Origin of the sequence: Mesorhizobium sp. M0227 (genome assembly GCF_040321855.1) — a bacterium.
In the GTDB taxonomy this organism is placed as follows: Bacteria; Pseudomonadota; Alphaproteobacteria; order Rhizobiales; family Rhizobiaceae; genus Mesorhizobium.
The window spans coordinates 177,860-202,132 of sequence record NZ_JAMYSJ010000007.1 but is presented as its reverse complement, the minus strand read 5'-3'; the positions used below and the strand labels follow the sequence as shown (position 1 = coordinate 202,132).

The window sequence follows — 24,273 nt, the reverse complement described above, 5'->3', positions numbered from 1 at the left end:
TCATGAATCCATCAAACCTCGTGCAGATAGAGGTGGTAATCCAGTTCGCTCACCGTGCGTGCCACCCGCAGATACTCGGACTGTTTGATAGCCACGAAGGTCCGGTGCAGGTCCTCGCCGAGCGCGTTCTTCAGGAAGCTGGACGTCCGCGCCGCTTCGATCGCGGCGCGCCAGTCGACAGGCATGGTCGTGCGCGTGACCGCTGCCTCATAGCCGTTGCCGGTCGTTTCGGGGCCCGGATCGAGGCCTTGATCCATGCCCTTGATGATGCCGGCGAGCACGGTCGCGGCGATCAGATAAGGGTTGGCGTCGACGCCGGACGGCCGGTGCTCGATGCGCCGGTTCTTGGCGTCGCCGGCCGGCACACGTAAGGCCACCGATCGGTTGTTGACACCCCAGGTCGGCGCCACCGGCGCATAGGATTGCGAAACGAAGCGCCGCCACGAATTGGCGTGCGGTGCAAACACCAGCATCGATTCCGCCATCGTCTGGATCAGGCCGCCGAGCCCCTGCAGCAACGGCAGCGACCAGCTCTCGCCGCCGGCTTCGGCAAAGACGTTTCGGCCGGCCTTATCCTGAAGCGAAACGTGGAAATGCATGCCCGAGCCGGCATATTTCTCGATCGGCTTGGCCATGAAACAGGCGGTGACGCCGTGGCGGCGCGCCTGCGCCCGCACCAGCCGCTTCAGCATGACCAGGTCGTCGGCTGCCCGCATCACGTCCTTTCGGTAGTTCAACGTCAGTTCGTACTGGCCGGGCGCATATTCGGAAATCACCGTCTCGGCCGGAATGCCTTGCGCCTTGGCCGCGGCATAGATGTCGGAAAACAGCGGCTCCATGCCGTGCAGATGGTCGACGGAATAGACTTCCGTCTTGCCCGAGATACGGCCGTCGAGAACCGCGCGCGCCGGCTGCACCTTGCCGTCGGCGTCGCGATCGTTGGCCAGCAGAAAAAATTCGAGTTCGAAGGCTCCGGCCGGGTACAGGCCCTTGGCCGCCAGGATCTCCACCTGCCGAGCCAGCGCCAGCCGCGGATCCGACGACATCGGCCGGCCGTCGAGCATGTACATCGCCATCAGCAACTGGCCGCGCGGCGGGTTCGTGCCATAGAGCGGCACCAGCGTGCCGGGGATCGGCCAGGCCCTGAGGTCGCCGTCGCCGGTGGTCCAGATCAGCCCGGTCTCGTGTACATCCTCGCCTGTGATATCGAGGCCGAGGATCGAGATCGGCATGTGGCGGCCGCCCTCGAAGATGCTCTTCAGCTCATGCCGGCGCACGATCTTGCCACGGCCGACGCCATTGGCATCGGTCAGGACGATATCGAAGGCCTCGATCTCGGGATGGGCGTCGAGAAAGGCTTGCGCCTCGGCAGGTGTCGAGCCCGAAGGTGAGGTTATCATGGCATTGGGGTGGTCCATCGCCGCTTGTCTCATGCCGCAAGCTTCGCCGCAACCGCGCCGAAGGCGGTGATCAGCCGGTTGACCTGGGCAGCCGAGGTCGCCGGCGAGATCAGCATCATGTTGTGGAAGGGTGCGATCAGCACGCCGCGATTGACCAGCGCGACATGGATGGCGGCCTCCAGTTCCGGTGCATGCGCCATTTCCGCCTCGGCGCCATTGCGCAGCGGACCGGGCGCACAGATGAACTCGACGCGGGCGCCGACGCGGGAAACATGCCAGGGCAGACGATAGCGATCGATCACGCCGATCAGCCCGGCATCGAGCCGCCGCGCCAGATGATCCATCCGGTCGTAATTCCCCTCGGTCATCACCTCTTCGAGCGTGGCGCGCATCGCCGCGAACTGCAGCGGGTTGGCCGAGAGCGTCGTGCCCATGCCGGAATAGCCCGGCTCCTTGGTCCTGTTGTAATCCGCGTAGCGTGAGGCAACGTCGTCGCTCATGCCCCAGACACTGGCCGGCACGCCGCCGGCGATCGGCTTGCCCAGCACGAAGAAGTCCGGCTCCAGCCCATACTTTCTGGTGTAGCCGCCAGGGCCGGTCGAGATCGTGTGCGTCTCGTCGATCAGAAGCAGCGTGCCGGCTTGGCGTGTCAGTTTGCGCAGGGCGTCATGGTAACCCGGATCGGCCAGCACCATGCAGGAATTGGTCAGTACCGGCTCGGCGATGACGCAGGCGACGTCCTTATCCCCAAGCGCGGCTTCGAGTGCTGAAATATCGTTGAACTCGATGACCTTGGCCGTGCGGGTCAGGTCGCGGAACTCGCCCGCCAATCCCGGCCGGTTGACGGGCTTGCCGTCGATCAGCCGCACCATCGTCTCGTCGACCGAGCCATGATAGCAGCCGTTGAAGACCAGGATTTTTTCGCGGCCGGTGACGGCACGGGCAACACGCAGCGCAAAGCGGTTGGCGTCGGTCGCCGTCGTCGCGATCTGCCAGAACGGCAGGCCGAAGCGCTGCTGCAGCAGCGGCCCTATGGCCAGCGCATCTTCCGAAGGCAGCATATAGGTCAGGCCGCGTCCGGCCTGGCGGCGGATGGCGCGTGCCACCGGTGGCGGCGAATGGCCGAACATCGAGCCGGTGTCTCCAAGGCAGAAATCGTCGAGCTTGTTTCCGTCGATATCGGTGATCGTGGCACCCCTGGCGCTGTCGACCAGGATCGGGAACGGCGTCGGCCAATCGTTCATCCAGTGCATAGGCACGCCGCCGAAGAAGCCGGGCAGGCCGTTGCCGATCTTGGCTTGCGATTTTGGCCGCGCCTTGCGGAAGGCTGCCCCCTCGGTTTCGCGCAAATCGGCAATGCGGTCGCGGCCGATGCCGCCGATGGACGTCTTGGACATATCGCTGTGCATGAAAACCCCTCTGGTCGATCCCTCTTAGCCAATCCGTGTCCGCATCCGCAATTGGCCGCGCATCTGTCCTGCGTTGGCTCAGCCTTTGGCAGCGGCGCTTGACCGTGCTGCCGAAGTCAGCGCCAATATGAGCGGGATTTGAGGTGGAGGGGCAAAATGAGAACGATCATGTGTGTGGCAATGCTTCTGTCGTCGGCTGGCGCTGCCTTCGCGTCGGGTGGCATCTGGTGCTCCACCGAGGACACGGCGGCGATATTCGAGGTCGAGGCAGGCGTCACCAGAGGCATGGGCGGGCCGACCTTCAACTTTCGCGGCAACCTCGAAATTCTGAGCCGGCCTGCCGGCGACAGCCTGCGCAAGACCGTGTTCGAGGATTCCAACCTGACGCAGTACTGGCTCGACGGCAAGGAATTGCGGCTGAACATCTATCGTGAGCACGAGGCCGCGCAAAAGATCAACTCAGTTGAACTGACGATCCTGACCAAGACCAGCGACGAAGGCGTCTACGACGGGAACTATACGCTCGCCGTCTACGACGCCGCGGCGGATACGGACCAGGACGGCAAACCGGTTGAAATCAGCGGCAAAGTGTCGTGCGGAGCGGAGTGAGCGGGGTCAGGCCGTGATATCGATGACGCCGCAATCGCCGGCGGCACTACCGAAGGCGACCCGGCGTTCTTCCTTGTCCCACATCATCGAGGTGACGGCGCCCTTGCCCGGCCGTCGCAACAGCACTTCCTTGGCGTCGGCAAAACGCACCGCCATCACCATGCCGTCATCATAGCCGACGGCAACGACATCCTGGCTCGGGTGGCAGGCGACAGCCGTCACCATGGCGTTGCCGCGCGTGCCGAGCTCCAGCGGCGCCTTGCCCATCGGGCCGTCCTTGCCGGAAAACGGCCAGACGATCGCCGCCGGCGCGCCGGAACTCGCCAGCCACTTGCCCTTCACACTCCACGACAGGCTTTTGACCTTGCCGGGATAGCCGGTCATGCGCATGTGCTTGCCGTCGGCGAGCTTCCAGCCGTGCAGCGCGTTTTCCTGCATGGTGGTGACGAGGAAGGCGCCATCGGGAGAGAAGGCGACGCCGGTGTGGGCACCGGCCCATTCGAGTTCCACCGGCTTGCCCTCGGCCGCGGGGAAATGCAGCGTCGCGCCATTGTAGCGGGCAACGCCGAAGCGCATGCCCTTGGGCGAGAAGGCCAGCCCCTCCACCGAACGCGGATGGACGAATTCCCTGGTCTTGCCGTCGGCGAAGCGCACGAAGGCGGTCTTGCCTGAGGCATAGGCGATGGCGCCTTGCGGCCCGGCGGCAACGCTGGTGATCCACTTCTTGGCCGCGCTTGCCAATTCGGTGACCTCGCCGCCCGCCTTCACGGCAAACACCTTGCCGTCCTCGCCGCCGGTGATCAGCCGGTCATTGGCTGCATCATGGAAGGCGGCAAGCACCCCGTCATTGGCCTGAACTGTCTTGTGGCCATGGTCGAGCCGATGGACGGCGCCGTCGGCCATCGCAAAATGCGGCACGTCGCCGAGAAAGACGGCGGCGATGCAATGTCCCTGGAGATCAAGCGGGGCGACGGTTGGCATGGTTATCTTTATTCACCTGGACGAGATTGCAGAGACAACCCGGCGGCTTACTCGACGTTTGCGGTTCCGGCAACCATAAGGGTTGCCATCGAAGGATGTTCGATCGCGCTGTTTCGCGATCGACTCCTCGCGTTAAGCGGGTGCCGTTACAGTGTGTTTGGCAACGCCGCTATCACTTTGCGTAGCTTGGCGTTGGGCTTCGGCGGGCGTTCCAGCAGATCGAGGATACGCACGAAATCGGTGGCGGACACCCTCACTACCTCGGCGGCATCGATCGCGGGCTGGGCTTCATGCTCAGTCATGCTATCGGTCGATCTAGGCATCACTTGTTCCTACCCGAGCAAAATTACGCCTGGCAGGCGTCAAAGCTCTTCCTCAGCCGTTCGGCGTCGAGTTCGCGGCCGATGAACACCAGCCGGCTCTCATGCTTCTCGCCGTCCTTCCAGGCGCGCTGGTGATCGCCCTCGATGATCATGTGCACGCCCTGGATGACATAGCGTTCGTCGTCGCCCTTGAGCGCGATGATGCCTTTCAGCCGCAGGATGTTGGGGCCTTCCATCTGGGTGATCTTCTCGATCCAGGGGAAGAATTTCTTCGGGTCCATCTCGCCGCCGCGCAGCGACACCGACTGCACCGTCACGTCATGGATGTCTGAAGCATGAGCGTGATGGTGGTGCCCGTCATGATCGTGGTGGTGGTGATCGTGACCGTCATGATCGTGGTCATGATGATCGTGATCGTCATGCGCCTCGAGGAAATGCGGGTCGTTTTCCAGCGCCCTGGACAGGTCGAAGGCGCCGCGGTCTAGCACCTCGGTCAGCGCGACGCCGGCTCGCGTCGTGCGATGGATCTTCGCCGCCGGATTGATGGCGCGGATCGTTGCCTCGACCTTGGCGAGTTCTTCTGATGTGACGAGGTCGGTCTTGTTGAGCACGACGACGTCGGCGAAGGCGATCTGGTCCTCGGCTTCCCTGGAATCCTTGAGCCGTAACGGCAGATGCTTGGCGTCGACCAGCGCCACCACCGCGTCAAGCCTGGTCTTGGAGCGCACGTCGTCGTCCATGAAGAAGGTCTGCGCCACCGGCACCGGATCGGCGAGCCCGGTGGTCTCGACCACGATGGCGTCGAAGCGGCCTGGCCGGCGCATCAGGCCCTCGACGACACGGATCAGGTCGCCGCGCACCGTGCAGCAGATGCAGCCATTGTTCATCTCGTAGATTTCCTCATCGGATTCCACGATCAGATCATTGTCGATGCCGATTTCGCCGAATTCGTTGACGATAACGGCGTAGCGCTTGCCGTGGTTTTCCGACAGGATGCGGTTGAGCAGCGTCGTCTTGCCGGCGCCGAGATAGCCGGTGAGAACGGTTACGGGGATCTGCGTCTGTGCGTCGCTCATGGCTTGCCTCGAAAGTGCTGGCCTCGAAAATTCGGCCTGAGAAAAAGGGAATGTCGGCTCCATATAGGGTGTGTGCCGGGCTTTTGCACGGGGCAAACCTATGGGCCAAACCGGCTTGCCGACATTGCTGAATTTTCATTGGCGAGAGCCGCTGTGACCGCCTAGATCAGGATACGAGAGGCCAATTCGAGAGGCAAGATATGTCCGGCAAGCCATCCTCCTTCTCAATGAGCCGGCGCCAGGCGCTCGGTTTGATCGCGGTCACCGTCGGCGGTGGTGCCTTCCTGCCCGCCGCCGCGATAGCAGACCAGACTTTACCCTATGCCGGACTGGCCTTGTTCGAAAACGGCGCCGGTGTCTGCACCATTACGCCTGAAGTGACCGAGGGGCCGTTCTATTTCGACCCGAAACTCGAACGTGCGGACGTCACCGAAGGCAAGAAGGGCATAGCCCTTGGCGTTCGGCTGCAGGTTGTCGACGCGGACTGCCGCCCACTTGCCGGCGCCCGCGTCGACATCTGGCATTGCGACGCGCAAGGCGCCTATTCCGGCTATCCCAGACAGGGTGACGACCGCGACGTCGACACGTCGGGCCGGACCTTCCTGCGTGGTTGGCAGAAGACCGATGCAAGCGGCATCGTTTCCTTCGCCACCATCTATCCCGGCTGGTATCGCGGCCGCACCACCCATATCCATTTCAAGATCTTCCCTAACGACAGTTCGGTGATGACCGGACAGTTGTTCTTCCCCGACAGCCTCAGCGAGCAGATATTCACCACAGTCGCGCCCTACAATGACCGACCCGGCAAGCGCGACACCTCGAATGCCGCGGACGGCATCGCCAGGCGGGCCGGACCGCAATCGCAGGCTGCGCTGCGCGAACTGGAGGATGCCTATCAGGCGCTGATGATCGTAGCGGTGAAGCCCGGCTGAGCGGCGGTCACTCCACCACCCTGCTCGCGACGAAAACTCCGGCTGGGAATTCGTTTGTCATCTAACTGAAATAAACATCTGGCATTAGCCACGGCGGACACCACAATGCTTGCCGGCAAAGCTGTTTGAAGCACCGGAATCTTTTTGATCGTCGATTGCCAACCGGCCGGCTGCCTCTATGCTGCCCGCACCGGTACGGCCGAAGAGGGATGACCATGGCCAAGGCGGACAAGACTGCAACAATGAGCCGGCTGCATTCGGCGGCAAGGCTGGCAAGAACGGCGCTGGCTGCCCGGCTTCTGGCGCACGGCTTCTATGCCGGCCAGGACCAGATCATGCTGGCGCTCGACCGTGAAGACGGTCAGACGCCGGGCAATCTTGCCGGACGCCTCGGCGTGCGCCCGCCGACGATCACCAAGACCATCAACCGGCTGCAGGCCCAGGGTTTCCTGGAGAAGCGCGCCTCGGAGGCTGATGCCCGCCAGGCCCATATCTTCCTCACCGATACAGGCCGCGACATCATCCACGCCATCGAGAAATCGGTGAAGAAGACCGAAAAGCAGGCGCTGAAGGGCCTCGACAAGAAGGACCAGAAGTCGCTGTTCAAACTGCTTGCCCGCATCGAGGCCAACCTCTCGAACGAGGAACTGGTGCTCATCGACGACGACGCCGAGTCGGACGACTGACCGGCAGATTGTCGCGGCAGGCGATCAAGCCGCCGCGGCAGAGCCCTGGATCAGCGACGACCAGCGTCCCGGTGTCATGCCGAATGCCTTCTTGAATTGCCTGATAAAATGGCTCTGGTCGCTGAAGCCGGCTTCGACTGCGATCTGTGCCAACGGTTCGCCGGCGGCGATCATCCGCCGCGCGCGCTGAAGCCGGCGCATCACCAGGAAGCGATGCGGACTGGTCGAGAAAGCGGCGCGGAAGTGCCGCGACAAGGCATAGCGGTCGAGCCCGGTTACCGCTTCCAGTTCACCGGAGCGCACCGGCCGGGTCAGGTTTTCCGTAAGATAGTCGCGTGCTAGCGCAGCCGCCCGCCACGCCGTCCTGGTCATCGGCTTCGCCGACTGGCCGCCATGCCGGATCAGGCTTTGCATCAGTTGCGTCAGGAAGTCGTCGACGAACAACTCGTCGAGTTCCTGCTCCAGCGGACCCAGCGCCGAAAGCAGCGTTGCGCAAAAGGCGGCGTCCGTCACCACGCCATCCCTGACAAAAGGCAGCGAAGCGCCGCCAAGGCAGCCGAGCATCAGCGACGGCTCCAGATAGAGCATTCGGTAGCGCAGGCCGTCCTCGGTGCCGGCGCCGCCGTCATGCAACTCGTCGGGATGCAGAACGATGATCTGTCCCGGAAGGCTGTGGCGCGCAGCGCCGAGATAGCGAAACGTCTGCACACCGTGCAGCGTCACCCCGATCGCATAGGTGTCGTGGCGATGCAGGTCGAACGCGCTGCCACGGAAGCGCGCCTCGATCCGCTCCATGCCTGCGGGATCGGGGGCGGAGATGATACGGTTTTCCGCCGCATCGACGCACAAACGTCCAAGACCCTTGAAAGCCTGGCTGTCTAGATCGTGCGACATCGTCTCCTTCAGCCTCGCATTGGGGCACAACCGAATGGCCAATGTCTCATGTTCGATACGAAATTTGCAATCGTGCTCGGGGAAGATCTGCCGGTCTGGCAGAAACTCAACGTCACCGCTTTCCTGACCAGCGGCATCGTCGCGCAGTTTCCCGATATCATCGGTGAACCCTATCGCGACCGCGCCGGCAATCTCTACAACCCGCTGTCGATCCAGCCGGTCATCGTTTTGTCCGCCGACCAGGCAACGTTGGGCGCCATCCACCGGCGCACACTAGAGCGCGGCGTGACCACCTCGCTCTATGTCGAGGAGATGTTTTCGACCGGCTTTGACGCGGCTAACCGTGCCGTCTTCGCCGAATTCGCGCCTGAAGACGCCAAGGTGGTCGGGATCGCGCTTCGCGCCGACAAGAAGCTGGTCGATAAAATCACCAAGGGCGCCCGCATGCACGCCTAGCCAAGGCACTACGCCTGCCGGCGGCTCTTGTTGTGCCAGCAGGCTTTCACCTCGGGGCTGGCGACAATTGCCTTGCCGGGAGCCGGCAATTCCCGCAAAGGTGGGCTTCAGCCCAGCTTCCCACCCGGCCTGCAAGTGAGTGCTCCCCAAAGACATGTAGAAAGCGCGACGCCCCCGGTGGCGATCCTGTGCATGCTTTCCACCTATGTCTGCTTCACCTTCCTCGACACATCAAGCAAATACCTCGTCCTTGCCGGCGTTTCCGTGCTGGTCGTTGCCTGGGTGCGCTTTGCCGTGCATGTGGTGCTGGTCGGCGCGCTGCTGCGCGGCTGGCGCGAACCGGTGCGGTTTCGTCCGGTCAACCTGCCGGCGCATATCTTGCGTGGCGCGTTCCTGTTCGGATCGACCATATTCAATGTCCTGGCGCTCAAATCCCTGCAACTGGCCGAGACAACCTCGATCTATTTCTTCGGGCCGATGGTGATCACGGCGCTGGCCGGTCCGCTGCTTGGCGAGTGGGCCGGCTGGCGGCGCTGGCTGGCGATCCTGGCGGCCTTTGCCGGCGTCCTCATCATCACCCGGCCGGGCGTCGGCGTTTTCGGCATCGGACATCTCTTCGCGCTCGGCTCGATGCTGTCGAACTGCTTCTACGTCATCATGACGCGCCGCATGTCGGCGACCGAGACATCGGAGAGCCTCATCCTGTTTTCGGCGCTGGCGCCGGCGCTGCTGCTGTTGCCCCTGCTGCCGTTTTCGTTTTCCCTGCCGCATGATGGCTGGCACTGGTTCGTGCTGCTGATGCTCGGCGTGTTCGGCGGCGTCGGTCACTGGCTGCTGGTCCAGGCCTACCGGCTGGCGACAACCACGGCTTTGGCGCCCTATCCCTATTCGCAGATGGTGTGGATGATCATTTCCGGCTGGATCGTCTTCAAGCAGTTTCCCGACCGCTGGACATTGGTCGGCGCCGCCATCATCGTCGCCAGCGGTCTCTACATCGTCCATCGCGAGCATAGGTTTCGGCTGCGGAGCCGCGCGGCCTCGGATGTCGAGGCCGAAGCGTTGGCAAAAAAACTTTGATTTGCCCCCGATCGGTGGCATAACGCCGCCTTTAAACAGTTTAGGTCTGGAAGTTCAGGTCCGGGGAGCACACGTCGCTGGCACAAAAAATCAAGCTTTCGACGATCGCGGATGCGCTCGGCGTGTCCACGGCCACGGTCTCGCTGGCGCTGCGCGACAGCCCTCTGGTTGCCGGGACCACCCGTGACCGCATCAAGGAACATGCCCGCGCCATCGGCTATATCTACAACCGACGCGCCGCCAGCCTGCGCACCTCGCGTTCCGGCATTGTCGGCGTCGTCGTCCACGACATCATGAACCCATTCTTCGCCGAGATCCTGCGCTCGATCGAAAGCGAGCTCGACCGCAGCCGGCAGACCTTCATCCTGTCCAATCATTATGATCAGCTCGAAAAGCAGCGCACCTTTATCGATACGCTTTTGCAGCTCGGCGCCGACGGCGTCATCATGTCGCCGGCGATAGGCACGCCGGCTTCCGACATCCTGATGGCCGAGGAGAACGGCCTCCCCGCTGTGCTGATCGCGCGCACCGTCGAGGGTGCCGACGTGCCGGTGTTTCGCGGCGACGACTCTTATGGGACAGGCCTCGCCACCAACCATCTGATCTCGCTCGGCCACAAGCGCATCGCCATGATCGGCGGCACCGACCAGACCTCGACCGGCCGTGACCGCTACCAGGGCTATGTCAACGCGATGGAGGCGGCCGGGCTGGAAGTCAGGCCGTCATGGCGCATCGCCGGCCCACGCACCAAGCAGGCCGGCTTCGAGGCCGCCGGACAGTTCCTGGCGCTGAAGGACAGACCGACGGCTGCCTGCTGCTGGAACGACCTTGTCGCCATCGGCCTGATGAACGGCATTGCCCGTGCCGGCCTTGTGCCCGGCGTAGACATCTCCGTTACCGGCTATGATGACCTTGAGGAAGCGGCGATCGCGACGCCGGCGCTGACCACTGTCTGGAACGGCCAGCGCGAGGTTGGCCGCCGCGCCGCCAGCGCGCTGCTCGACAAGCTCAACGGCCAGACGGTGCGGCCCTCGCAGGAATTGATCAAGCCGGAACTGCATGTGCGTCAGTCGACCGGCAAGCCGGTGGAGCGTGTATGACCAAGGCCGAACAGCTGCAATCCGTCGCCATCCTGGTGCCGGGCGATTTCAACGACCATGCGGTCGACCGCATCAACCGCACGTTCAGGCGTGTCAGAATCGAACGCGCCGATCCGGCGCTCGTCACTGACGAGATGCGCAGTGATGTGCGCGGCATCGCTTCGTTTGCCGGCATCGACGCGGCGATGATGGATGCATTGCCCAACCTCGAACTCATCGCCTCCTTCGGCGTCGGCTATGATTCGGTCGATGTCGTCCATGCCCGAGCGAAGAACATCATGGTCACCAACACGCCCGACGTGTTGACCGAGGAGGTCGCCGACACCACGATCGGGCTGCTGATCAACACCATCCGCGACTTGCCGCGCGCCGAAACCTGGTTGCGTGACGGCAGCTGGGTGCGCAAGGGCAACTATCCGCTGAGCCGGCTGACCTTGCGCGGGCGCAGTGTGGGTATTTTCGGCATGGGCCGCATCGGGCAGGCCATCGCCCGGCGTCTGGAAGCTTTTGGCTTGCCGGTCGCCTACCACAACCGGCGCCGTGTCGAAGGTCTTTCCTACCAGTATCATGCGACCCTGAAAGGGCTTGCAGAAGCCGTCGATACGCTGATTTCGGTGGCGCCGGGGGGCGCCTCGACGGAGAAGGCGGTCAATGCCGAGATCCTGTCGGCGCTTGGCGCCAACGGCGTCTTCGTCAACATCGGCCGTGGCAGCACTGTCGACGAAGCAGCGCTTGCGGCAGCCCTTGTCACCGGCACCATCGCCGCCGCCGGCCTCGACGTCTTTGCCGACGAACCGAACGTGCCCAAGGCGCTGCTCGATGCGCCCAACACCTCGCTACTGCCGCATGTCGGCTCGGCCTCGGACCATACCCGCCGCGCCATGGCGGATCTCTGCGTCGACAATCTGGTCTCCTGGTTCACCGAGCGCCGTCCGCTGACCCCGGTGCCCGAGACGGCGGAAGTCAAGGCGCGAGCTTGAGGCTGCCTCACTTATTAACGTCAGCTTAACCCTTTGGAATCATTCTTCAACCTATCCGTGTACGTGGATGAAGAATGATGAAAGCACTTTCCGCATTGATCGCTGCCGCAGCGCTGTTTGGTGGCATTCAGCTGTTTCATGGCGGCAGCGTGGAAAGCGTGGCCAACGAGGCCGCCCTGTCCAACAGCTACAGGCTGGTCGCCAATGGCGATGAGGCGGTCTGTGCAGTCAGCCGCGGGGCTGAAATTTCGGACGGTTTGTCGCTGCTCACCGTTGCTCCGAAATGCCGCCGGCTCTTGCCGGGCATAGAGCAGGCGAAGTTCTGGCGCGAGCAAAACGACGGCACGGTCGCCTTCAGCGCCAACGGCGTCGATCCGATCGTCACCTTCGCGACTGCCGACGGCGACGGCTACGAATCCTATGCCCCGGCGCTGCCGCTGCTGTCGCTGGCGGCCATAGGCGATAAGAAATCTGGCGACTGATTATTCCGCTGCGGCCCGTGCGCCAGCCTTCGCTGCGGCGTGCAGCCGAACCGCATCGCCGAAGGCACGGAATATCTTCACCGAATTGCTGTCCGACTTGACCCAGTATTCCGGGTGCCATTGCACGCCGACGGCGAAGGCGCGGGCGTCGCGCACCGAAACCGCCTCGACCGTGCCGTCGCTGGCGACGGCCTCGACCTGCAGCTTCGAGCCGAGCCGGTCGATCGCCTGGCGGTGCAACGAATTGACCTTGATGTCGCCGGCACCGAACACGCCGGCCAGGCAACTGTCAGGTTTGATCGAAATGGTCTGGTGGATGGCGAAGCGTTCGTCCTGCTTGTCGCTCACCGGCGCGCGGTGGTCGAGCGAACCCTCGCGCTCCTGGATCTCGGTGCCAAGCGTGCCGCCCAGCGCCACGTTCAATTCCTGGATGCCGCGGCAGATGGCGAGCAGCGGCACGCCGCGTTCGATCGCCCGCCGGATGAGCGGCAGCGTCGTGGCGTCGCGCGCCGGATCATAGGGGCCATTGGCTTCGCTGGCGTCGCCGCCATAAAGCGAGGGGTGCACATTGGATTTCGAGCCGGTGACCATGACGCCGTCGACCGACGACAGAAGTTCGTCGAAATCGAGCCGGTCGCCGAACGATGGCACCAGCACCGGAAACACGCCGGCGCCGGTGATCGCCGCTTCCAGATATTGTTGTGGGGCTGCATGCCAGGTGTAGTTGTCGAACTGACGGACGTCGGTCGATATGGCGACGAGCGGCTGGTGCATTTTGGCTCTATGTTCCATCTGGGCAAGGATGTCCTGCCTGCAAAATAGGCTATCGCCGGGCATTTTTCCATGCCAAGTTTCAACGTGTCGCATGGGCCACGAAATGGCCTGTTAGACTATAGTTGCAGGGTAGCTGGGCTTTGCCGTCAAATCGGGTCGGCCTGCTGGACTCGACTTCTTGCCCGTGTATTGTCTCGAACGAACCGACAGGGAAACCGAGGATTTCCTGGCGTCGGCCTGTTGATCCAAAAGGGAGGAAGTTCATGGATCGTCGTTCATTCATTCGCAAGGCCGGTGTCACCGGCGTCGGTGCCGCGGCGGCGGCGGCCACGCTGGCGGCGCCTGCCATCGCCCAGTCCAATCCCAAGGTGACATGGCGGCTGGCGTCGTCCTTCCCGAAGTCGCTCGATACCATCTATGGCGGCGCCGAGGTGTTCTCGAAGATGCTGTCGGAAGCCACCGACGGCAATTTCCAGATCCAGGTTTTTGCTGCCGGTGAGCTGGTGCCTGGCCTGCAGGCCGCCGACGCCACCACGGCCGGCACGGTCGAGGCCTGCCATACGGTGGCATATTATTACTGGGGCAAGGACCCGACATGGGCGCTCGGTGCGGCGGTTCCCTTTTCGCTCAACGCACGCGGCATGAATGCCTGGCATTACCATGGCGGCGGCATCGACCTGTTCAACGAGTTTCTCGCCACGCAGGGCCTTTTCGGCCTGCCGGGCGGCAACACCGGCGTCCAGATGGGTGGCTGGTTCCGCAAGGAAATCAACACGGTGGCCGACCTTTCCGGCCTCAAGATGCGAATCGGCGGTTTTGCCGGCAAGGTGGTGCAGAAGCTTGGCGTCGTGCCGCAGCAGATCGCCGGCGGTGATATCTATCCCGCGCTGGAGAAAGGCACCATCGACGCGGCCGAATGGGTTGGTCCCTATGACGACGAGAAGCTCGGCTTCTATAAGGTCGCGCCCTATTATTACTATCCCGGCTGGTGGGAGGGCGGTCCGACCGTCCACCTGATGTTCAACAAGGCGAAGTACGAAGAACTTTCGCCGACGTACAAGTCGCTGCTGCGCACTGCCGCACAGGCGGCCGACGCCAACATGCTGCAGAAATACGATTATCTGAACCCTGCGGCGGTGAAGCGGCTGGTGGCTGGCGGCGCGAAACTGCGCCCGTTCAGCCAGGAGATCATGGCCGCCTGCTTCGAAAAGGCCAACGAGGTCTATACCGAAATGGAAGCCTCCAACGCGCCGTTCAAGAAGATCTGGGAATCGATCAAGGGCTTCCGCAAGGAGCATTATCTCTGGGCGCAGGTGGCCGAATACAATTACGACACCTTCATGATGGTCCAGCAGCGCAACGGCAAGCTGTAGTCGGCCGGACTTCTGCTCAAAAGCTCTCTGGGCGGAACACTCAGGGAGCTTTTCTGTATATCCCGGGAGGCGAAGCCGGCGGTTCAGCCTAGGCGCGGCACCACCAGAACCTTGACCTCGCCGGGCGCCGGCGGATTGGCGATCACCGCTGGCGCTTCTTCAAGCGACACCTGCCTGGAGATCAGCCTGTCGATCTCGATCGCACCGGAAGCGATCATTTCGGCGGCGCGGCGGTGGGTGTAGGGATTGAGGAAGGAACCGAGCACCCTCAGTTCGCGGAACAACAGGTCGAACGGCTCGAATTCCGCCTTCATGCCTTGTGGCGTCACGCCGACGATGACGACGGTGCCGCCGGCGCGGGCCAGCCGCATGGACTGCTCGACGGTCTCGCGCACGCCCGCGCATTCGAAGACGACGTCGACACCGCCTGGCACCAGCCCCGCCGGTCCGGCGATGGCATCGATGACATCGGCGGCGGTTGGATCGATCGTCACCGTCGCGCCGAGGTCCTCGGCGAGCGCGCGCCGCGAAGCTTGCCTGGTCGACAGAATGATGGTCGTGGCTCCCGCCAATCTTGCCAGCTGCACGGTGAGCAGGCCGATCACGCCGCCGCCAAGCACGACCACCGAACTGCCCGGTTTGATCCCGGCAAGGTCGACGCCATGCAGGCAACAGCCGAGCGGCTCGCAGAAGGCACCGTGCATGGGGTTCAGGCCGGCAGGCAGGACGAAAGCCTGCTTCTGCGGCAAGGCAAGGTATTCGGCAAAGCCGCCGTCGCGATGAATGCCGATGGCGCGCAGATTGCTGCAGAGATTGACTTGTCCCGCGTGACAACGCGCGCAGCGCCCGCAGGCGATGTTGGGGTCGCCGGTGACACGATCGCCGATGGCAAAACCCGAGACCGATTTTCCGATCGCCTCGACGATGCCGGAGAACTCATGGCCGGGCGTCACCGGCGGCGTGCACGGAAATTCGCCGTGAAACAGATGCCGATCCGTTCCGCAGACGCCGCAGGCTTCGATGCGCACCAGTAGCTCATCCGCACCGATGTCAGGCATGTCGACGTCGCGCAGCGTGATGCCGCCCACTGCTTCCAGCCGCACCGCTTTCATGGTTTTGACCATGCCGGTTCAGTTGAAGCTTGGCGGTTGCGACAGGTCAGGCTGTGGCGCTGCCGGCTTTGCCGGTGTCGGATCGCCGAAACTGGGCGGTTGCGAAAGGTCGGGAGCTGCCGGCGCCGTGCCGCCACCAGCGGGCGCCGCTCCATCCGCCGGCGGCGTGCCGAGCGGCGACAGGCCGGGCACCTCCGGTACCTTGTAGTCGATGGTGCCCGGATCGACGGTCGTTCCCTTGTAGTGTATCACCATTTGCGGGAAGGCGATGGTCAAGCCGATCATGATCACCTGGATGCAGACAAAGGGCACCGCGCCCCAATAGATCTGTCCGGTGGTCACCGGCGCGATTTGTTTGCCGGTGAGACGATCGAGATAGGGCACGCGCGCGGCCACCGAACGCAGGTAGAACAGCGCGAAGCCGAAGGGCGGGTGCATGAAGCTGGTCTGCATGTTGACGCCCAGGAGCACGCCGAACCAGATCAGGTCGATGCCGAGCTTGTCGGCGGCGGGCGCCAGCAGTGGTACGATGATGAACGCCAATTCGAAGAAGTCGAGGAAGAAGGCGAGGAAGAAGACGAGCATGTTGACGCCGATCAGGAAGCCGACCTCGCCGCCCGGCAGCGACGTCAAAAGGTGCTCGACCCAGATATGGCCGTTGACGCCGTAAAAGGTCAGTGAGAACACCCGTGCGCCGATCAGGATGAACAGCACGAAGGACGACAGCCTTGTCGTCGAGGCCAGCGCCTGCTTGACGACGTCAAGCGACAAGCGCCCCTTGGCCGCCGCCATGAACAAGGCGCCGACCGAGCCCATGGCGCCGCCTTCCGTCGGCGTGGCGATGCCCAGGAAGATGGTGCCCAGCACCAGAAAGATCAGCGCCAGTGGCGGGATCAGCACGATGATCACCTGCTGCGCGAGCCTGGACATCATGTTGAAGTTCAGGCGTTTGTCGGCAATGGCGACGATGTAGATGAACAGCACTCCGGCCGTCGCGCCGAGAATGTCGGCATTGTCGCCATGCGCCGGCGCCAGATAACGATACGCCGCGTAGGAAACCGCTGATGTGACCAGCAAAGCCACCAGCAGCGACATCACGCCATGGCCGAGTGTACGAGCCTCGAGCGGCAGCGCCGGCATCGAGTTCGGCCGGATGATCGACATGATCAGGATGTAGGACATATAGAGGCCGGTGAGCACGAGGCCCGGGATCAACGCGCCCGCGTACATATCGCCGACCGAGCGGCCGAGCTGGTCGGCAAGCACGATCAGCACCAGCGACGGCGGGATGATCTGGGCAAGCGTGCCGGAGGCAGCGATGACACCGGATGCGAGCCGGCGGTCATAGCCATAGCGCAGCATGATCGGCAGCGAGATCAGGCCCATGGCGATGACGGAAGCCGCCACCACGCCGGTGGTCGCCGCCAAGAGCGCGCCGACGAAGATCACCGCATAGGCGAGGCCGCCTCGGATGGGCCCGAACAGCTGGCCGATCGTGTCGAGCAGGTCTTCGGCCATACCCGACCGCTCGAGCACGATGCCCATGAAGGTAAAGAACGGGATGGCCAGCAGCGTGTCGTTCGACATCACCCGGCTGCCGTAGAAATTATCCGGCAATGCGTGCAGGAGCGGCCAGGCGAGGTTGATCGATCCTCCGGAATAGGGGGATAGCAGCACGCCGATGAAGAAGAACATCAAGCCGTTGGCGGCCAGCGAAAAGGCGACGGGGTAGCCGATCAGCAGGAAGATGATCAGCGAGGCGAACATGATCGGCGCCATGTTCTGCGCGATGAACTCCATCACGAGCGCACCTCGTCGGCCAGCGCCTTGGCTTCGAGTTCGGCCTGCTCATGCACCGATATGAAGGGATTGGGGTCGTCCATGTCTCCGCGCATGATGGCGATCTTCTTGATGATTTCGGAGATGCCCTGCAGCGCGAGCAGGAAAAAACCGATGAGCAGGATGGCCTTGGCCGGCCAGATGATCAGCCCGCCGGAATTGTTGGACATCTCGCCGCTGCGAAACGACAGCGACACATAGGGCACGAAATAGATCACCATCAGCGTCACGAACGGCATCAGGAAGAAGAGATGCCCGAGCAGGTCGATCCAGTGCTGTACGCGGCGTGAAAACAGGCCGTAGACGATGTCGATGCGGATATGTTCGTTCTGCTTCAGCGTATAGGCGGCGGCTAACATGAAGGCGGCGCCGAACAGGTACCATTGCAGCTCGAGCCAGGCGTTCGAGGATATGTCGAACACCTTGCGGATAATGGCGTTGGCGGCGCTCACCAGGATCGCCAGCAGGATCAGCCACGATATCCATTTGCCGATGAATTCGTTGGCGCGATCAATAGTCCTGGATAGAGCAAGAAGCCCTGCCATGCATTTCCTCCCTTGTACCGGAGGCGTGCCGGCTCCCCCCTTTTTTGTCCGTCACGCCGCGTGGTCCAACGGTATGCCGCGCGTGGACTGACGGGTCAACAAGCATAGAGGCAGCAAATATCATCGCATGGCAGACAGTGCCCGATACCGGCGATCTGCCCTCGCGTCATGCAACCAAAGTCTGACCTTTTCAGGCGATTTTGCCGGTGTCGCGGCCGGCGCCGATCAGGATCAGCGTCGTGACCAGGAACAGATACATCCACGCGTCGCGCCATTCGACCGGGAAATAGCCGGCCCACAGCGATTCGGCCATGCCGAAGGCGGCCGCGCCGAGTGCTGCGCGCGGTGGCGAGAGATAGCCGCCGACCGCCGTCACGAATAGGATTTTCAGCCCGTAGACGAGGCCTGAGCCGAAGCTGACATTGCCGTAATAGAGCCCGGCCATCACACCGGCCAGCGCGGCGCAGAAGCCGCCGAACAGCACCGCGTGCCGGAACACCGCGCGTACGTCGACGCCGCACATCGCGGCTGCCTTGGGGTCGTCGGAGACGGCACGCCAGCGCCGGCCGAAGCTCGACCGGGCAAACGCCCAGCTGGCCAGCACGATTGCCGTCAGCACCACCGCACAGTCGATGAGCTGGATGAGCGTCAGCGTCGCCTTGAAGGTCGCGCCCTGCGCGAAAACGATAGGCTGCGCCAGCATCGGCGGGAGCCACAGATCATGCGTGTCGGCGGCGATGCGGCTCGCTTCGGACAGCAGCAACAGGATGCCGAGCGTCGTCACCACGATCGCATTTGGCGTGCGGTCGGCCAAAGGTTCGAAGACACTGCGCGACAGCACGTGGCTGATCAGCGCGGCATAAAGGAAAGCCGCCACGACGCCGAGCGCCACCGCCGCCAGCAGCGTCAGCCACAGCATCTGATAGCCGAAGGCCGCGGTCAGGATCATCGTCTGGCCGCAAAAGGCGAACGATGCGCCATAGGCGAGATTGGTGCGGTGCAGGATGCCGTTGGTCAGCACATAACCAAAGGCGAGCAGCGCATAAAGCGCGCCCGAATGCAGCCCGTTCAGCACCTGCTGGAAGAAATAGAGCATGCAAAACCTCGAAGCATGCCGCCCAAAAGTGCGAAGCGGTTCTGGCCAACGACATGCTCAAAAGGCTGCGGAGATCACCGCATCCCGGAGTGAGGGTGCATCGCTAAATCTAACTTGTCAAATGCGATTTATCGGTTAGATTCTAGGCATGACGGTATCCTGGATCCCGCACCGCTTCACCGGCGGCTTGCTTGCGCTCGACACGGCGAACACCGTCGTGCTGCGCGGCGATCCGGAGCGGACGTTCGATCGCTTCGACGACCCGGCCGAGATTGCCCGCTTCGCCGATGCGGCGAGCCGCTTTCGCGCCGCCGAACTTGGCGAAAGGCCGCTGGCGGTATCCTCGGCGGTGGCGATCGCGCCCGTCGTGCTGTCGATCCGCGAGGCGACGGACCGGCTGTTTCGTGATGCGGCGTCGAAGGGCGCGGTTGCCACCACTGATCTGCCCGGATTCCTGAGAGCCTGCGGCGATGGCCTTGCCGGCAGCCGGACCGAGATCGGTGCGCCGGGGAGGCCCTTCGGTGATCCCCTGACTCCGATCGCCTTCGAGGCGGCACTGGCGGTTTCGGCGCTGTCCCTTCTGCGCGACGACACCGTCGCGAGGCTCAGGATCTGTCCCAACTGCACCTGGCTGTTCGTCGACAGAAGCCGCAATTCCAGCCGCCTTTGGTGCGACATGGCGGTGTGCGGCAACAGGCAGAAGGCAAGCCGTCACTATCGTCGCCGTCGCATGGCGGAAAATGAGGTCAGGAATGCGTAGCGGCCTTTCCCGTTCGATCCTTGTCGGCGCGGCACTCATCGCGGCCGTTGCGCTCGGCGCCAGCCGCGATACCGGCAGCGACGAAGGGAAGCTGTTCGAGATTTCCGGCAAGATATTCGTCTTCAACTACCGCCTCGCAAGGGCGACCTATGTCGTGACCCTGCGGCCGCTGAAGCCGATGGGAGAGGGCCAGGTCGCGGTCGCCAGCTTCCAGGATCCCGCCGGCGGCGTGCCTCTGGTGGTCGAGCAGAAGGTCTGGCCGAAGCTCGACAAGGTGACGCTGGAGAGCCCGGCACTGACCTGCGTCGTCAAGAACAAGCCCTATGCGATTGCCATCAGCATCAAGGGCGCCGACGGCGCGGTCCTGCAGAAGATCGATACCACGCTGATGTCGACGGAAGACCAGTCGATCCTGCCCGACCGGCCGCTGGTCATCGATCAGCTCTACACCGCCAACCCCGATCTCGTCGGCCATCCCGACGGCAAGCTGCCGGGCGAACCGAAGCCGGATTGCTCGAAGGGCGGCTGACGCGTCGCGGCCATCCGGGCCGCAGCTGAAATTTCCGTGCGCCGGGCAATGTCCGCGGATCGTTTCATACCCTATTCAGGATGGCCGCGGACTGTTCGTTGCGCGTTGCCTGGCATCTGCGATTTTGTTTGACCTGCCTTGCAAGGGGAGAAAGGATGCGTCATCCGACCCCGACGTTGGCTGCCTGCCCCGCGTGGCCTCCGCAGAGGAAATGCCTGATGACGCTGCACGACGTCGCGCTCGACGACAAGTTCGATCTCGCAAAGGAGCGCATCTTCCTGTCTGGCGCGCAGGCGGTCATTCGCATGCTGCTGATGCAGCGCGAGCGCGACCGTCGCGCGGGCTTGAACACGGCCGGCTTCGTCTCCGGCTATCGCGGTTCGCCGCTCGGCGGCCTCGACATGCAGCTGTGGAAGGCGAAGAAACAGCTCGCCCAGGCTGACATCGTCTTCCAGCCGGGTCTCAATGAGGAGCTGGCCGCCACCGCTTGCTGGGGCGCGCAGCAGACGGAACTGCTGGGCGAGGGCACTCATGACGGCGTCTTTTCGGTCTGGTACGGCAAGGGGCCGGGCGTTGACCGCTCAGGCGACGTGTTCCGCCATGCCAACCTCGCCGGCTCGTCGAAGCATGGCGGTGTGCTCGCCTTGATGGGCGACGACCATATGGCCGAATCCTCGACCAATGCGCACGCCACCGAATTCCTGTTCGTCGACACGATGGTGCCGATCCTCAATCCCGCCGGTGTCCAGGAGATCATCGATTACGGGCTCTACGGCTTTGCCATGTCGCGCTTTGCCGGTACCTGGGCGGCGATCAAATGCGTCAAGGACAACATCGAATCGACCGCCTCGGTCGATGCCTCGCTCGAGCGGCTGAACATCGTCGTGCCGGACTTCGACATGCCGCCTGGCGGTCTCAACATCCGCCACGAGATCGACATGCTCGGCCAGGAGGAGCGGCTGCATGAGCACAAGCGCGCCGCGGCCTCCGCCTTCATCCTTGCCAACGGGCTGAACCGCATCGTCTATTCGGGCGGCCGCAACCCGAAGATCGGCATCATCACGCTCGGCAAGAGCTACCTCGATGTCCGCCAGGCGCTGGACGACATCGGCATCGACGAGGCGGCCGCCAACCGCATCGGGGTGCGGCTGTTCAAGGTAGGCTGCCCCTGGCCGCTCGACCTGCATCACATCGCCGATTTCGCCCAAGGCCTCGACACCATTGTCGTCGTCGAGGAGAAGCGCTCGCTGATCGAGGTGCAGTTGCGCGAAAGCCTTTATGGCACTGCCACCCAACCAGTCATTATCGGCAAGAAGGACGAGCGCGGCGACTGGCTGTTTCCGGCCAAGGGCGCGCTCGATCCCAACGAGATCGCCATCGCGCTTGGCGAGAGGATCGTCAGGACCATCGGCCCGTCCGAAGAGATTTCGGCGCGGGTGGCAAAACTGCGCCAGTTCCAGGCAATGCTCACCGAGGCCACCGACATCGGCTCGCGCACGCCGTTCTTTTGCTCCGGTTGCCCGCACAATTCGTCCACCAAGGTGCCGGACGGCTCTATCGCCGCGGCCGGCATCGGTTGTCACTTCATGGCGCTGTGGATGGACCGCAACACCGTCGGCTTCACGGCCATGGGCGGCGAGGGCGCGCAATGGGTCGGCCAGGCGCCGTTCTCCAAGCGCGAGCACATCTTCCAGAATCTTGGCGACGGCACCTACAACCATTCCGGTACGCTGGCGATCCGCTTCGCGCTGTCGAGCGACGCCAACATCACCTACAAGATCCTCTACAACGACGCCGTCGCCATGACCGGCGGCCAGCCGCACGAAGGCGGCCTGACCGTCGACATGATCGCCAGGCAGGTGCGCGCCGAAGGCGTCGACCGCATCGCCATCGCCACCGATGAGCCCGGCAAATATGCCGGCAAGGCCGAATTCCCGGCCGGCGCCACCATCCATCACCGCGACGACCTCGATCTCGTCCAGCGCGAGCTGCGCGAGGTCAAGGGCGTTTCGGTGCTGCTCTACGACCAGACCTGCGCCGCCGAAAAGCGCCGTCGCCGCAAGCGCGGCACCTTCCCCGATCCCGACAAGCGGGTCTTCATCAACGAACTGGTCTGCGAAGGCTGCGGCGATTGCGGCGTGCAGTCGAACTGCGTCTCGATCCAGCCGGTCGAGACCGAATTTGGCCGCAAGCGCAAGATCGACCAGTCGAGCTGCAACAAGGATTTCTCCTGCGTCAACGGCTTCTGCCCGTCCTTCGTCACCGTGCACGGCGCCAAGATCCGCAAGGCCGAGGGCCTTGCCGGCAAGGCCGATCCGCTGGAAGGCGTGCCCGTGCCGGCGCAATTCCCGCTGGGCGAGCAGGGCTGGGCGGCGATCATCGATGGCGTCGGCGGCACCGGCGTCGTCACCGTCGGTGCGGTGCTTGGCATGGCGGCGCATCTCGAGGACAAGGGCTGCGGCATGATCGACATGGCCGGCCTCGCCCAGAAGGGTGGCTCGGTGTTCACGCATGTCCGCATCGCCCGCACCCCGGACGACATCCATGCCATCCGCGTTTCGGCCGGCAAGGCCGATCTGGTGCTTGGCTGCGATCTCGTCGTGTCGGGCGCCAAGAAGGTGCTGACCGCTGTGCGCGAGGGCCACACCATCTTCGTCGCCAACACCGCCGAGATCATGCCCGGCGAATTCGCCCGCTCGGCCGATTTTTCGTTGCCGACAGAGCGGCTGAAAAAGGCGATCCGCGCGGCAGCGGGCGACGACAAGGCGCATTTCTTCGACGCCACCCGCACCGCCACGGCACTTTTCGGCAATTCGCTCGGCGCCAACATGTTCATGCTCGGCTTTGCCTTCCAGCACGGCGGCCTGCCATTGTCGGCCGAGGCCGTCGAAAAGGCGATCGAGCTCAACGGCGAAGCCGTGGCGATGAACATCGCCGCTTTCCGCTGGGGACGTCGTGCTGCCTATCAGCCGGATTTCGTGCGCCGGCTCGTTGCCCAGCCGGGTCCGGCCGTGGCTGGAAAGGCCGACCAGGCCACGGATATCGCCGAGACGCTGGACGACATCATTGCCCGCCGCGTCGCCTTCCTAACCGCCTATCAGAATACGGCCTACGGCAAGCGTTATGCCGAAAAGCTGGCCGTTTTGCGCGCCGCCGAAGCGAAGGCCGTGCCGGGTTCGACTGCGGTGGCGCAGGCAGCCGCCAGGAACCTGTTCAAGCTGATGGCGATCAAGGACGAATACGAGGTGGCGCGTCTTTACACGGACGGCTCTTTCGTCGCCGAACTTGGAAAACAGTTCCAGAGCTATGAAAAGCTCGAATTCCACCTCGCTCCGCCGATCATGGGCCGTCGTGGCAATGACGGCAGCCCGAGGAAATCAAGCTTCGGTCCGTGGATGATGAAGGGCTTTCGGGTTCTGGCGGCGATGAAGGGCCTGCGCGGCACCGCCTTCGACCTGTTCGGCTACACCGCCGAACGGCGCATGGAGCGGCAGCTACTGGCGCGGTACGAGGCGGATCTGGAGCTCATCGCCGGATCGCTGGCCCCGGCCAGGGTCGATGCGGCGGCTGCATTGGCTTCGGTGCCTGCCCTCATTCGCGGCTACGGCCACGTCCGTCGAGCCAGCGCCGACAAGGCTTCGAGCGAACGCCAAAGGCTGCTCGAACGCCTGTCGAGTACGCCGGCGCGGCCCGAACTTCAGGCCGCCGAATGATCGATACGCCTTGTTTACCTGAACGACAGTTTCCTTGCTTTCCGTTACGTCACTCGGCTTGACGGCAGGAGCGCGGGGGTCTCTCTAAATCTTTCTTAAGGCGGATGTGGCACTGCTTGGCTCCCCA

The 24,273-nt window shown here is 63.5% G+C and carries 23 protein-coding genes; 12 read left to right on the top strand and 11 right to left on the bottom strand.

The window, feature by feature from the left end; genetic code table 11:
- Window positions 1-11: 11 nt before the first annotated feature.
- Both NKJ00_RS12585 and NKJ00_RS12580 read right to left on the bottom strand, forming a co-directional pair.
- The gene (locus NKJ00_RS12585) at window positions 12-1,433 is read right to left on the bottom strand and encodes a glutamine synthetase family protein (RefSeq protein ID WP_502895801.1); all 1,422 of its coding nucleotides are present in this window, start codon (window positions 1,431-1,433) and stop codon (window positions 12-14) included.
- The gene (locus NKJ00_RS12580) at window positions 1,430-2,809 is read right to left on the bottom strand and encodes an aspartate aminotransferase family protein (protein ID WP_352629885.1); all 1,380 of its coding nucleotides are present in this window, start codon (window positions 2,807-2,809) and stop codon (window positions 1,430-1,432) included. The genes NKJ00_RS12585 and NKJ00_RS12580 overlap by 4 nt, the downstream gene beginning before the upstream one ends.
- Window positions 2,810-2,965: 156 nt before the next feature.
- On the opposite strand from NKJ00_RS12580, the gene NKJ00_RS12575 reads away from it, so the two are divergent.
- Window positions 2,966-3,418 carry a hypothetical protein gene (locus NKJ00_RS12575; protein ID WP_352611598.1) on the top strand — a complete coding sequence of 151 codons (453 nt, stop codon included), beginning with the start codon at window positions 2,966-2,968 and terminating at the stop codon, window positions 3,416-3,418.
- 6 nt (window positions 3,419-3,424) lie between these two features.
- Here the strand turns inward: NKJ00_RS12575 and NKJ00_RS12570 are convergent, their stop codons facing one another.
- The 3 genes from NKJ00_RS12570 to NKJ00_RS12560 all read right to left on the bottom strand — a co-directional run bounded on the left by NKJ00_RS12570 (window position 3,425) and on the right by NKJ00_RS12560 (window position 5,798).
- Window positions 3,425-4,399, bottom strand: a complete 975-nt coding sequence (locus NKJ00_RS12570; RefSeq protein ID WP_352629883.1) for a WD40 repeat domain-containing protein — start codon at window positions 4,397-4,399, stop codon at window positions 3,425-3,427.
- A gap of 146 nt (window positions 4,400-4,545) precedes the next feature.
- Window positions 4,546-4,701, bottom strand: coding sequence for a type II toxin -antitoxin system TacA 1-like antitoxin (locus NKJ00_RS12565; protein ID WP_502895800.1), 156 nt, complete (start codon window positions 4,699-4,701; stop codon window positions 4,546-4,548).
- A 44-nt stretch (window positions 4,702-4,745) separates the two neighbouring features.
- Entirely contained in the window at window positions 4,746-5,798 is a 1,053-nt protein-coding gene (locus NKJ00_RS12560; RefSeq protein ID WP_128302784.1) for a CobW family GTP-binding protein, read from the bottom strand.
- A gap of 200 nt (window positions 5,799-5,998) precedes the next feature.
- Here NKJ00_RS12560 and NKJ00_RS12555 point away from each other — a divergent pair, with 200 nt between their 5' ends.
- Window positions 5,999-6,730, top strand: coding sequence for an intradiol ring-cleavage dioxygenase (locus tag NKJ00_RS12555; RefSeq protein WP_352629881.1), 732 nt, complete (start codon window positions 5,999-6,001; stop codon window positions 6,728-6,730).
- Window positions 6,731-6,945: 215 nt separating this feature from the next.
- A complete protein-coding gene (locus tag NKJ00_RS12550) occupies window positions 6,946-7,416 on the top strand; it encodes a MarR family winged helix-turn-helix transcriptional regulator (protein ID WP_013528223.1) in 471 nt (156 codons plus the stop codon).
- 24 nt (window positions 7,417-7,440) lie between these two features.
- Here NKJ00_RS12550 and NKJ00_RS12545 read toward each other — a convergent pair whose 3' ends face one another.
- Complete coding sequence (locus tag NKJ00_RS12545; RefSeq protein ID WP_023813610.1) at window positions 7,441-8,310, bottom strand: AraC family transcriptional regulator; 870 nt, start codon at window positions 8,308-8,310, stop codon at window positions 7,441-7,443.
- 48 nt (window positions 8,311-8,358) lie between these two features.
- Here NKJ00_RS12545 and NKJ00_RS12540 point away from each other — a divergent pair, with 48 nt between their 5' ends.
- From NKJ00_RS12540 to NKJ00_RS12520, 5 genes are all read left to right on the top strand, one after another.
- On the top strand, window positions 8,359-8,766 hold the full coding sequence (locus tag NKJ00_RS12540; RefSeq protein WP_023813609.1) for a DUF2000 family protein: 408 nt from the start codon (window positions 8,359-8,361) through the stop codon (window positions 8,764-8,766).
- Between the two features lie 192 nt (window positions 8,767-8,958).
- The gene (locus NKJ00_RS12535) at window positions 8,959-9,843 is read left to right on the top strand and encodes a DMT family transporter (protein WP_352629878.1); all 885 of its coding nucleotides are present in this window, start codon (window positions 8,959-8,961) and stop codon (window positions 9,841-9,843) included.
- Between the two features lie 77 nt (window positions 9,844-9,920).
- Window positions 9,921-10,943: a LacI family DNA-binding transcriptional regulator gene (locus NKJ00_RS12530; protein WP_128302785.1), complete on the top strand. Its 1,023-nt coding sequence runs from the start codon at window positions 9,921-9,923 to the stop codon at window positions 10,941-10,943.
- Entirely contained in the window at window positions 10,940-11,923 is a 984-nt protein-coding gene (locus NKJ00_RS12525; protein WP_023813607.1) for a 2-hydroxyacid dehydrogenase, read from the top strand. Before NKJ00_RS12530 ends, NKJ00_RS12525 begins: the two co-directional genes overlap by 4 nt.
- A 77-nt stretch (window positions 11,924-12,000) precedes the next feature.
- Window positions 12,001-12,405: a hypothetical protein gene (locus NKJ00_RS12520; protein ID WP_032909483.1), complete on the top strand. Its 405-nt coding sequence runs from the start codon at window positions 12,001-12,003 to the stop codon at window positions 12,403-12,405.
- Here the strand turns inward: NKJ00_RS12520 and NKJ00_RS12515 are convergent, their stop codons facing one another.
- Window positions 12,406-13,179, bottom strand: coding sequence for a gamma-glutamyl-gamma-aminobutyrate hydrolase family protein (locus NKJ00_RS12515; RefSeq protein ID WP_128302787.1), 774 nt, complete (start codon window positions 13,177-13,179; stop codon window positions 12,406-12,408).
- Window positions 13,180-13,442: 263 nt separating this feature from the next.
- On the opposite strand from NKJ00_RS12515, the gene NKJ00_RS12510 reads away from it, so the two are divergent.
- Window positions 13,443-14,552 carry a TRAP transporter substrate-binding protein gene (locus NKJ00_RS12510; RefSeq protein WP_127408373.1) on the top strand — a complete coding sequence of 370 codons (1,110 nt, stop codon included), beginning with the start codon at window positions 13,443-13,445 and terminating at the stop codon, window positions 14,550-14,552.
- An 83-nt stretch (window positions 14,553-14,635) separates the two neighbouring features.
- Here NKJ00_RS12510 and NKJ00_RS12505 read toward each other — a convergent pair whose 3' ends face one another.
- The 4 genes from NKJ00_RS12505 to NKJ00_RS12490 all read right to left on the bottom strand — a co-directional run bounded on the left by NKJ00_RS12505 (window position 14,636) and on the right by NKJ00_RS12490 (window position 19,144).
- Window positions 14,636-15,664 (bottom strand): zinc-dependent alcohol dehydrogenase family protein, encoded by a 1,029-nt coding sequence (locus NKJ00_RS12505; protein ID WP_352551316.1) that lies wholly within the window; start codon window positions 15,662-15,664, stop codon window positions 14,636-14,638.
- 18 nt (window positions 15,665-15,682) lie between these two features.
- Complete coding sequence (locus NKJ00_RS12500; RefSeq protein ID WP_352629940.1) at window positions 15,683-17,464, bottom strand: TRAP transporter large permease; 1,782 nt, start codon at window positions 17,462-17,464, stop codon at window positions 15,683-15,685.
- A complete protein-coding gene (locus tag NKJ00_RS12495) occupies window positions 17,464-18,048 on the bottom strand; it encodes a TRAP transporter small permease subunit (protein WP_127412900.1) in 585 nt (194 codons plus the stop codon). Before NKJ00_RS12495 ends, NKJ00_RS12500 begins: the two co-directional genes overlap by 1 nt.
- A gap of 190 nt (window positions 18,049-18,238) precedes the next feature.
- On the bottom strand, window positions 18,239-19,144 hold the full coding sequence (locus tag NKJ00_RS12490; protein WP_352629875.1) for a branched-chain amino acid ABC transporter permease: 906 nt from the start codon (window positions 19,142-19,144) through the stop codon (window positions 18,239-18,241).
- A gap of 148 nt (window positions 19,145-19,292) precedes the next feature.
- On the opposite strand from NKJ00_RS12490, the gene NKJ00_RS12485 reads away from it, so the two are divergent.
- The 3 genes from NKJ00_RS12485 (at window position 19,293) to NKJ00_RS12475 (ending at window position 24,146) form a co-directional block, all read left to right on the top strand.
- The gene (locus tag NKJ00_RS12485) at window positions 19,293-19,904 is read left to right on the top strand and encodes a CGNR zinc finger domain-containing protein (RefSeq protein WP_352629873.1); all 612 of its coding nucleotides are present in this window, start codon (window positions 19,293-19,295) and stop codon (window positions 19,902-19,904) included.
- Window positions 19,897-20,433, top strand: coding sequence for a hypothetical protein (locus NKJ00_RS12480; protein ID WP_352629871.1), 537 nt, complete (start codon window positions 19,897-19,899; stop codon window positions 20,431-20,433). Before NKJ00_RS12485 ends, NKJ00_RS12480 begins: the two co-directional genes overlap by 8 nt.
- 218 nt (window positions 20,434-20,651) lie before the next feature.
- On the top strand, window positions 20,652-24,146 hold the full coding sequence (locus NKJ00_RS12475; protein WP_352629869.1) for an indolepyruvate ferredoxin oxidoreductase family protein: 3,495 nt from the start codon (window positions 20,652-20,654) through the stop codon (window positions 24,144-24,146).
- The last annotated feature ends 127 nt before the right edge of the window (window positions 24,147-24,273 follow it).

What these genes read in the sequence shown, in the direction of transcription:
- NKJ00_RS12585 (WP_502895801.1), bottom strand. Translation starts at nt 1,433, where the DNA reads ATGAGACAAGCGGCGATGGACCACCCCAATGCCATGATAACCTCACCT.
- NKJ00_RS12580 (WP_352629885.1), bottom strand. Translation starts at nt 2,809, where the DNA reads ATGCACAGCGATATGTCCAAGACGTCCATCGGCGGCATCGGCCGCGAC.
- NKJ00_RS12575 (WP_352611598.1), top strand. Translation starts at nt 2,966, where the DNA reads ATGAGAACGATCATGTGTGTGGCAATGCTTCTGTCGTCGGCTGGCGCT.
- NKJ00_RS12570 (WP_352629883.1), bottom strand. Translation starts at nt 4,399, where the DNA reads ATGCCAACCGTCGCCCCGCTTGATCTCCAGGGACATTGCATCGCCGCC.
- NKJ00_RS12565 (WP_502895800.1), bottom strand. Translation starts at nt 4,701, where the DNA reads ATGACTGAGCATGAAGCCCAGCCCGCGATCGATGCCGCCGAGGTAGTG.
- NKJ00_RS12560 (WP_128302784.1), bottom strand. Translation starts at nt 5,798, where the DNA reads ATGAGCGACGCACAGACGCAGATCCCCGTAACCGTTCTCACCGGCTAT.
- NKJ00_RS12555 (WP_352629881.1), top strand. Translation starts at nt 5,999, where the DNA reads ATGTCCGGCAAGCCATCCTCCTTCTCAATGAGCCGGCGCCAGGCGCTC.
- NKJ00_RS12550 (WP_013528223.1), top strand. Translation starts at nt 6,946, where the DNA reads ATGGCCAAGGCGGACAAGACTGCAACAATGAGCCGGCTGCATTCGGCG.
- NKJ00_RS12545 (WP_023813610.1), bottom strand. Translation starts at nt 8,310, where the DNA reads ATGTCGCACGATCTAGACAGCCAGGCTTTCAAGGGTCTTGGACGTTTG.
- NKJ00_RS12540 (WP_023813609.1), top strand. Translation starts at nt 8,359, where the DNA reads ATGTTCGATACGAAATTTGCAATCGTGCTCGGGGAAGATCTGCCGGTC.
- NKJ00_RS12535 (WP_352629878.1), top strand. Translation starts at nt 8,959, where the DNA reads ATGCTTTCCACCTATGTCTGCTTCACCTTCCTCGACACATCAAGCAAA.
- NKJ00_RS12525 (WP_023813607.1), top strand. Translation starts at nt 10,940, where the DNA reads ATGACCAAGGCCGAACAGCTGCAATCCGTCGCCATCCTGGTGCCGGGC.
- NKJ00_RS12520 (WP_032909483.1), top strand. Translation starts at nt 12,001, where the DNA reads ATGAAAGCACTTTCCGCATTGATCGCTGCCGCAGCGCTGTTTGGTGGC.
- NKJ00_RS12515 (WP_128302787.1), bottom strand. Translation starts at nt 13,179, where the DNA reads ATGCACCAGCCGCTCGTCGCCATATCGACCGACGTCCGTCAGTTCGAC.
- NKJ00_RS12510 (WP_127408373.1), top strand. Translation starts at nt 13,443, where the DNA reads ATGGATCGTCGTTCATTCATTCGCAAGGCCGGTGTCACCGGCGTCGGT.
- NKJ00_RS12505 (WP_352551316.1), bottom strand. Translation starts at nt 15,664, where the DNA reads ATGAAAGCGGTGCGGCTGGAAGCAGTGGGCGGCATCACGCTGCGCGAC.
- NKJ00_RS12500 (WP_352629940.1), bottom strand. Translation starts at nt 17,464, where the DNA reads ATGGAGTTCATCGCGCAGAACATGGCGCCGATCATGTTCGCCTCGCTG.
- NKJ00_RS12495 (WP_127412900.1), bottom strand. Translation starts at nt 18,048, where the DNA reads ATGGCAGGGCTTCTTGCTCTATCCAGGACTATTGATCGCGCCAACGAA.
- NKJ00_RS12490 (WP_352629875.1), bottom strand. Translation starts at nt 19,144, where the DNA reads ATGCTCTATTTCTTCCAGCAGGTGCTGAACGGGCTGCATTCGGGCGCG.
- NKJ00_RS12485 (WP_352629873.1), top strand. Translation starts at nt 19,293, where the DNA reads ATGACGGTATCCTGGATCCCGCACCGCTTCACCGGCGGCTTGCTTGCG.
- NKJ00_RS12480 (WP_352629871.1), top strand. Translation starts at nt 19,897, where the DNA reads ATGCGTAGCGGCCTTTCCCGTTCGATCCTTGTCGGCGCGGCACTCATC.
- NKJ00_RS12475 (WP_352629869.1), top strand. Translation starts at nt 20,652, where the DNA reads ATGACGCTGCACGACGTCGCGCTCGACGACAAGTTCGATCTCGCAAAG.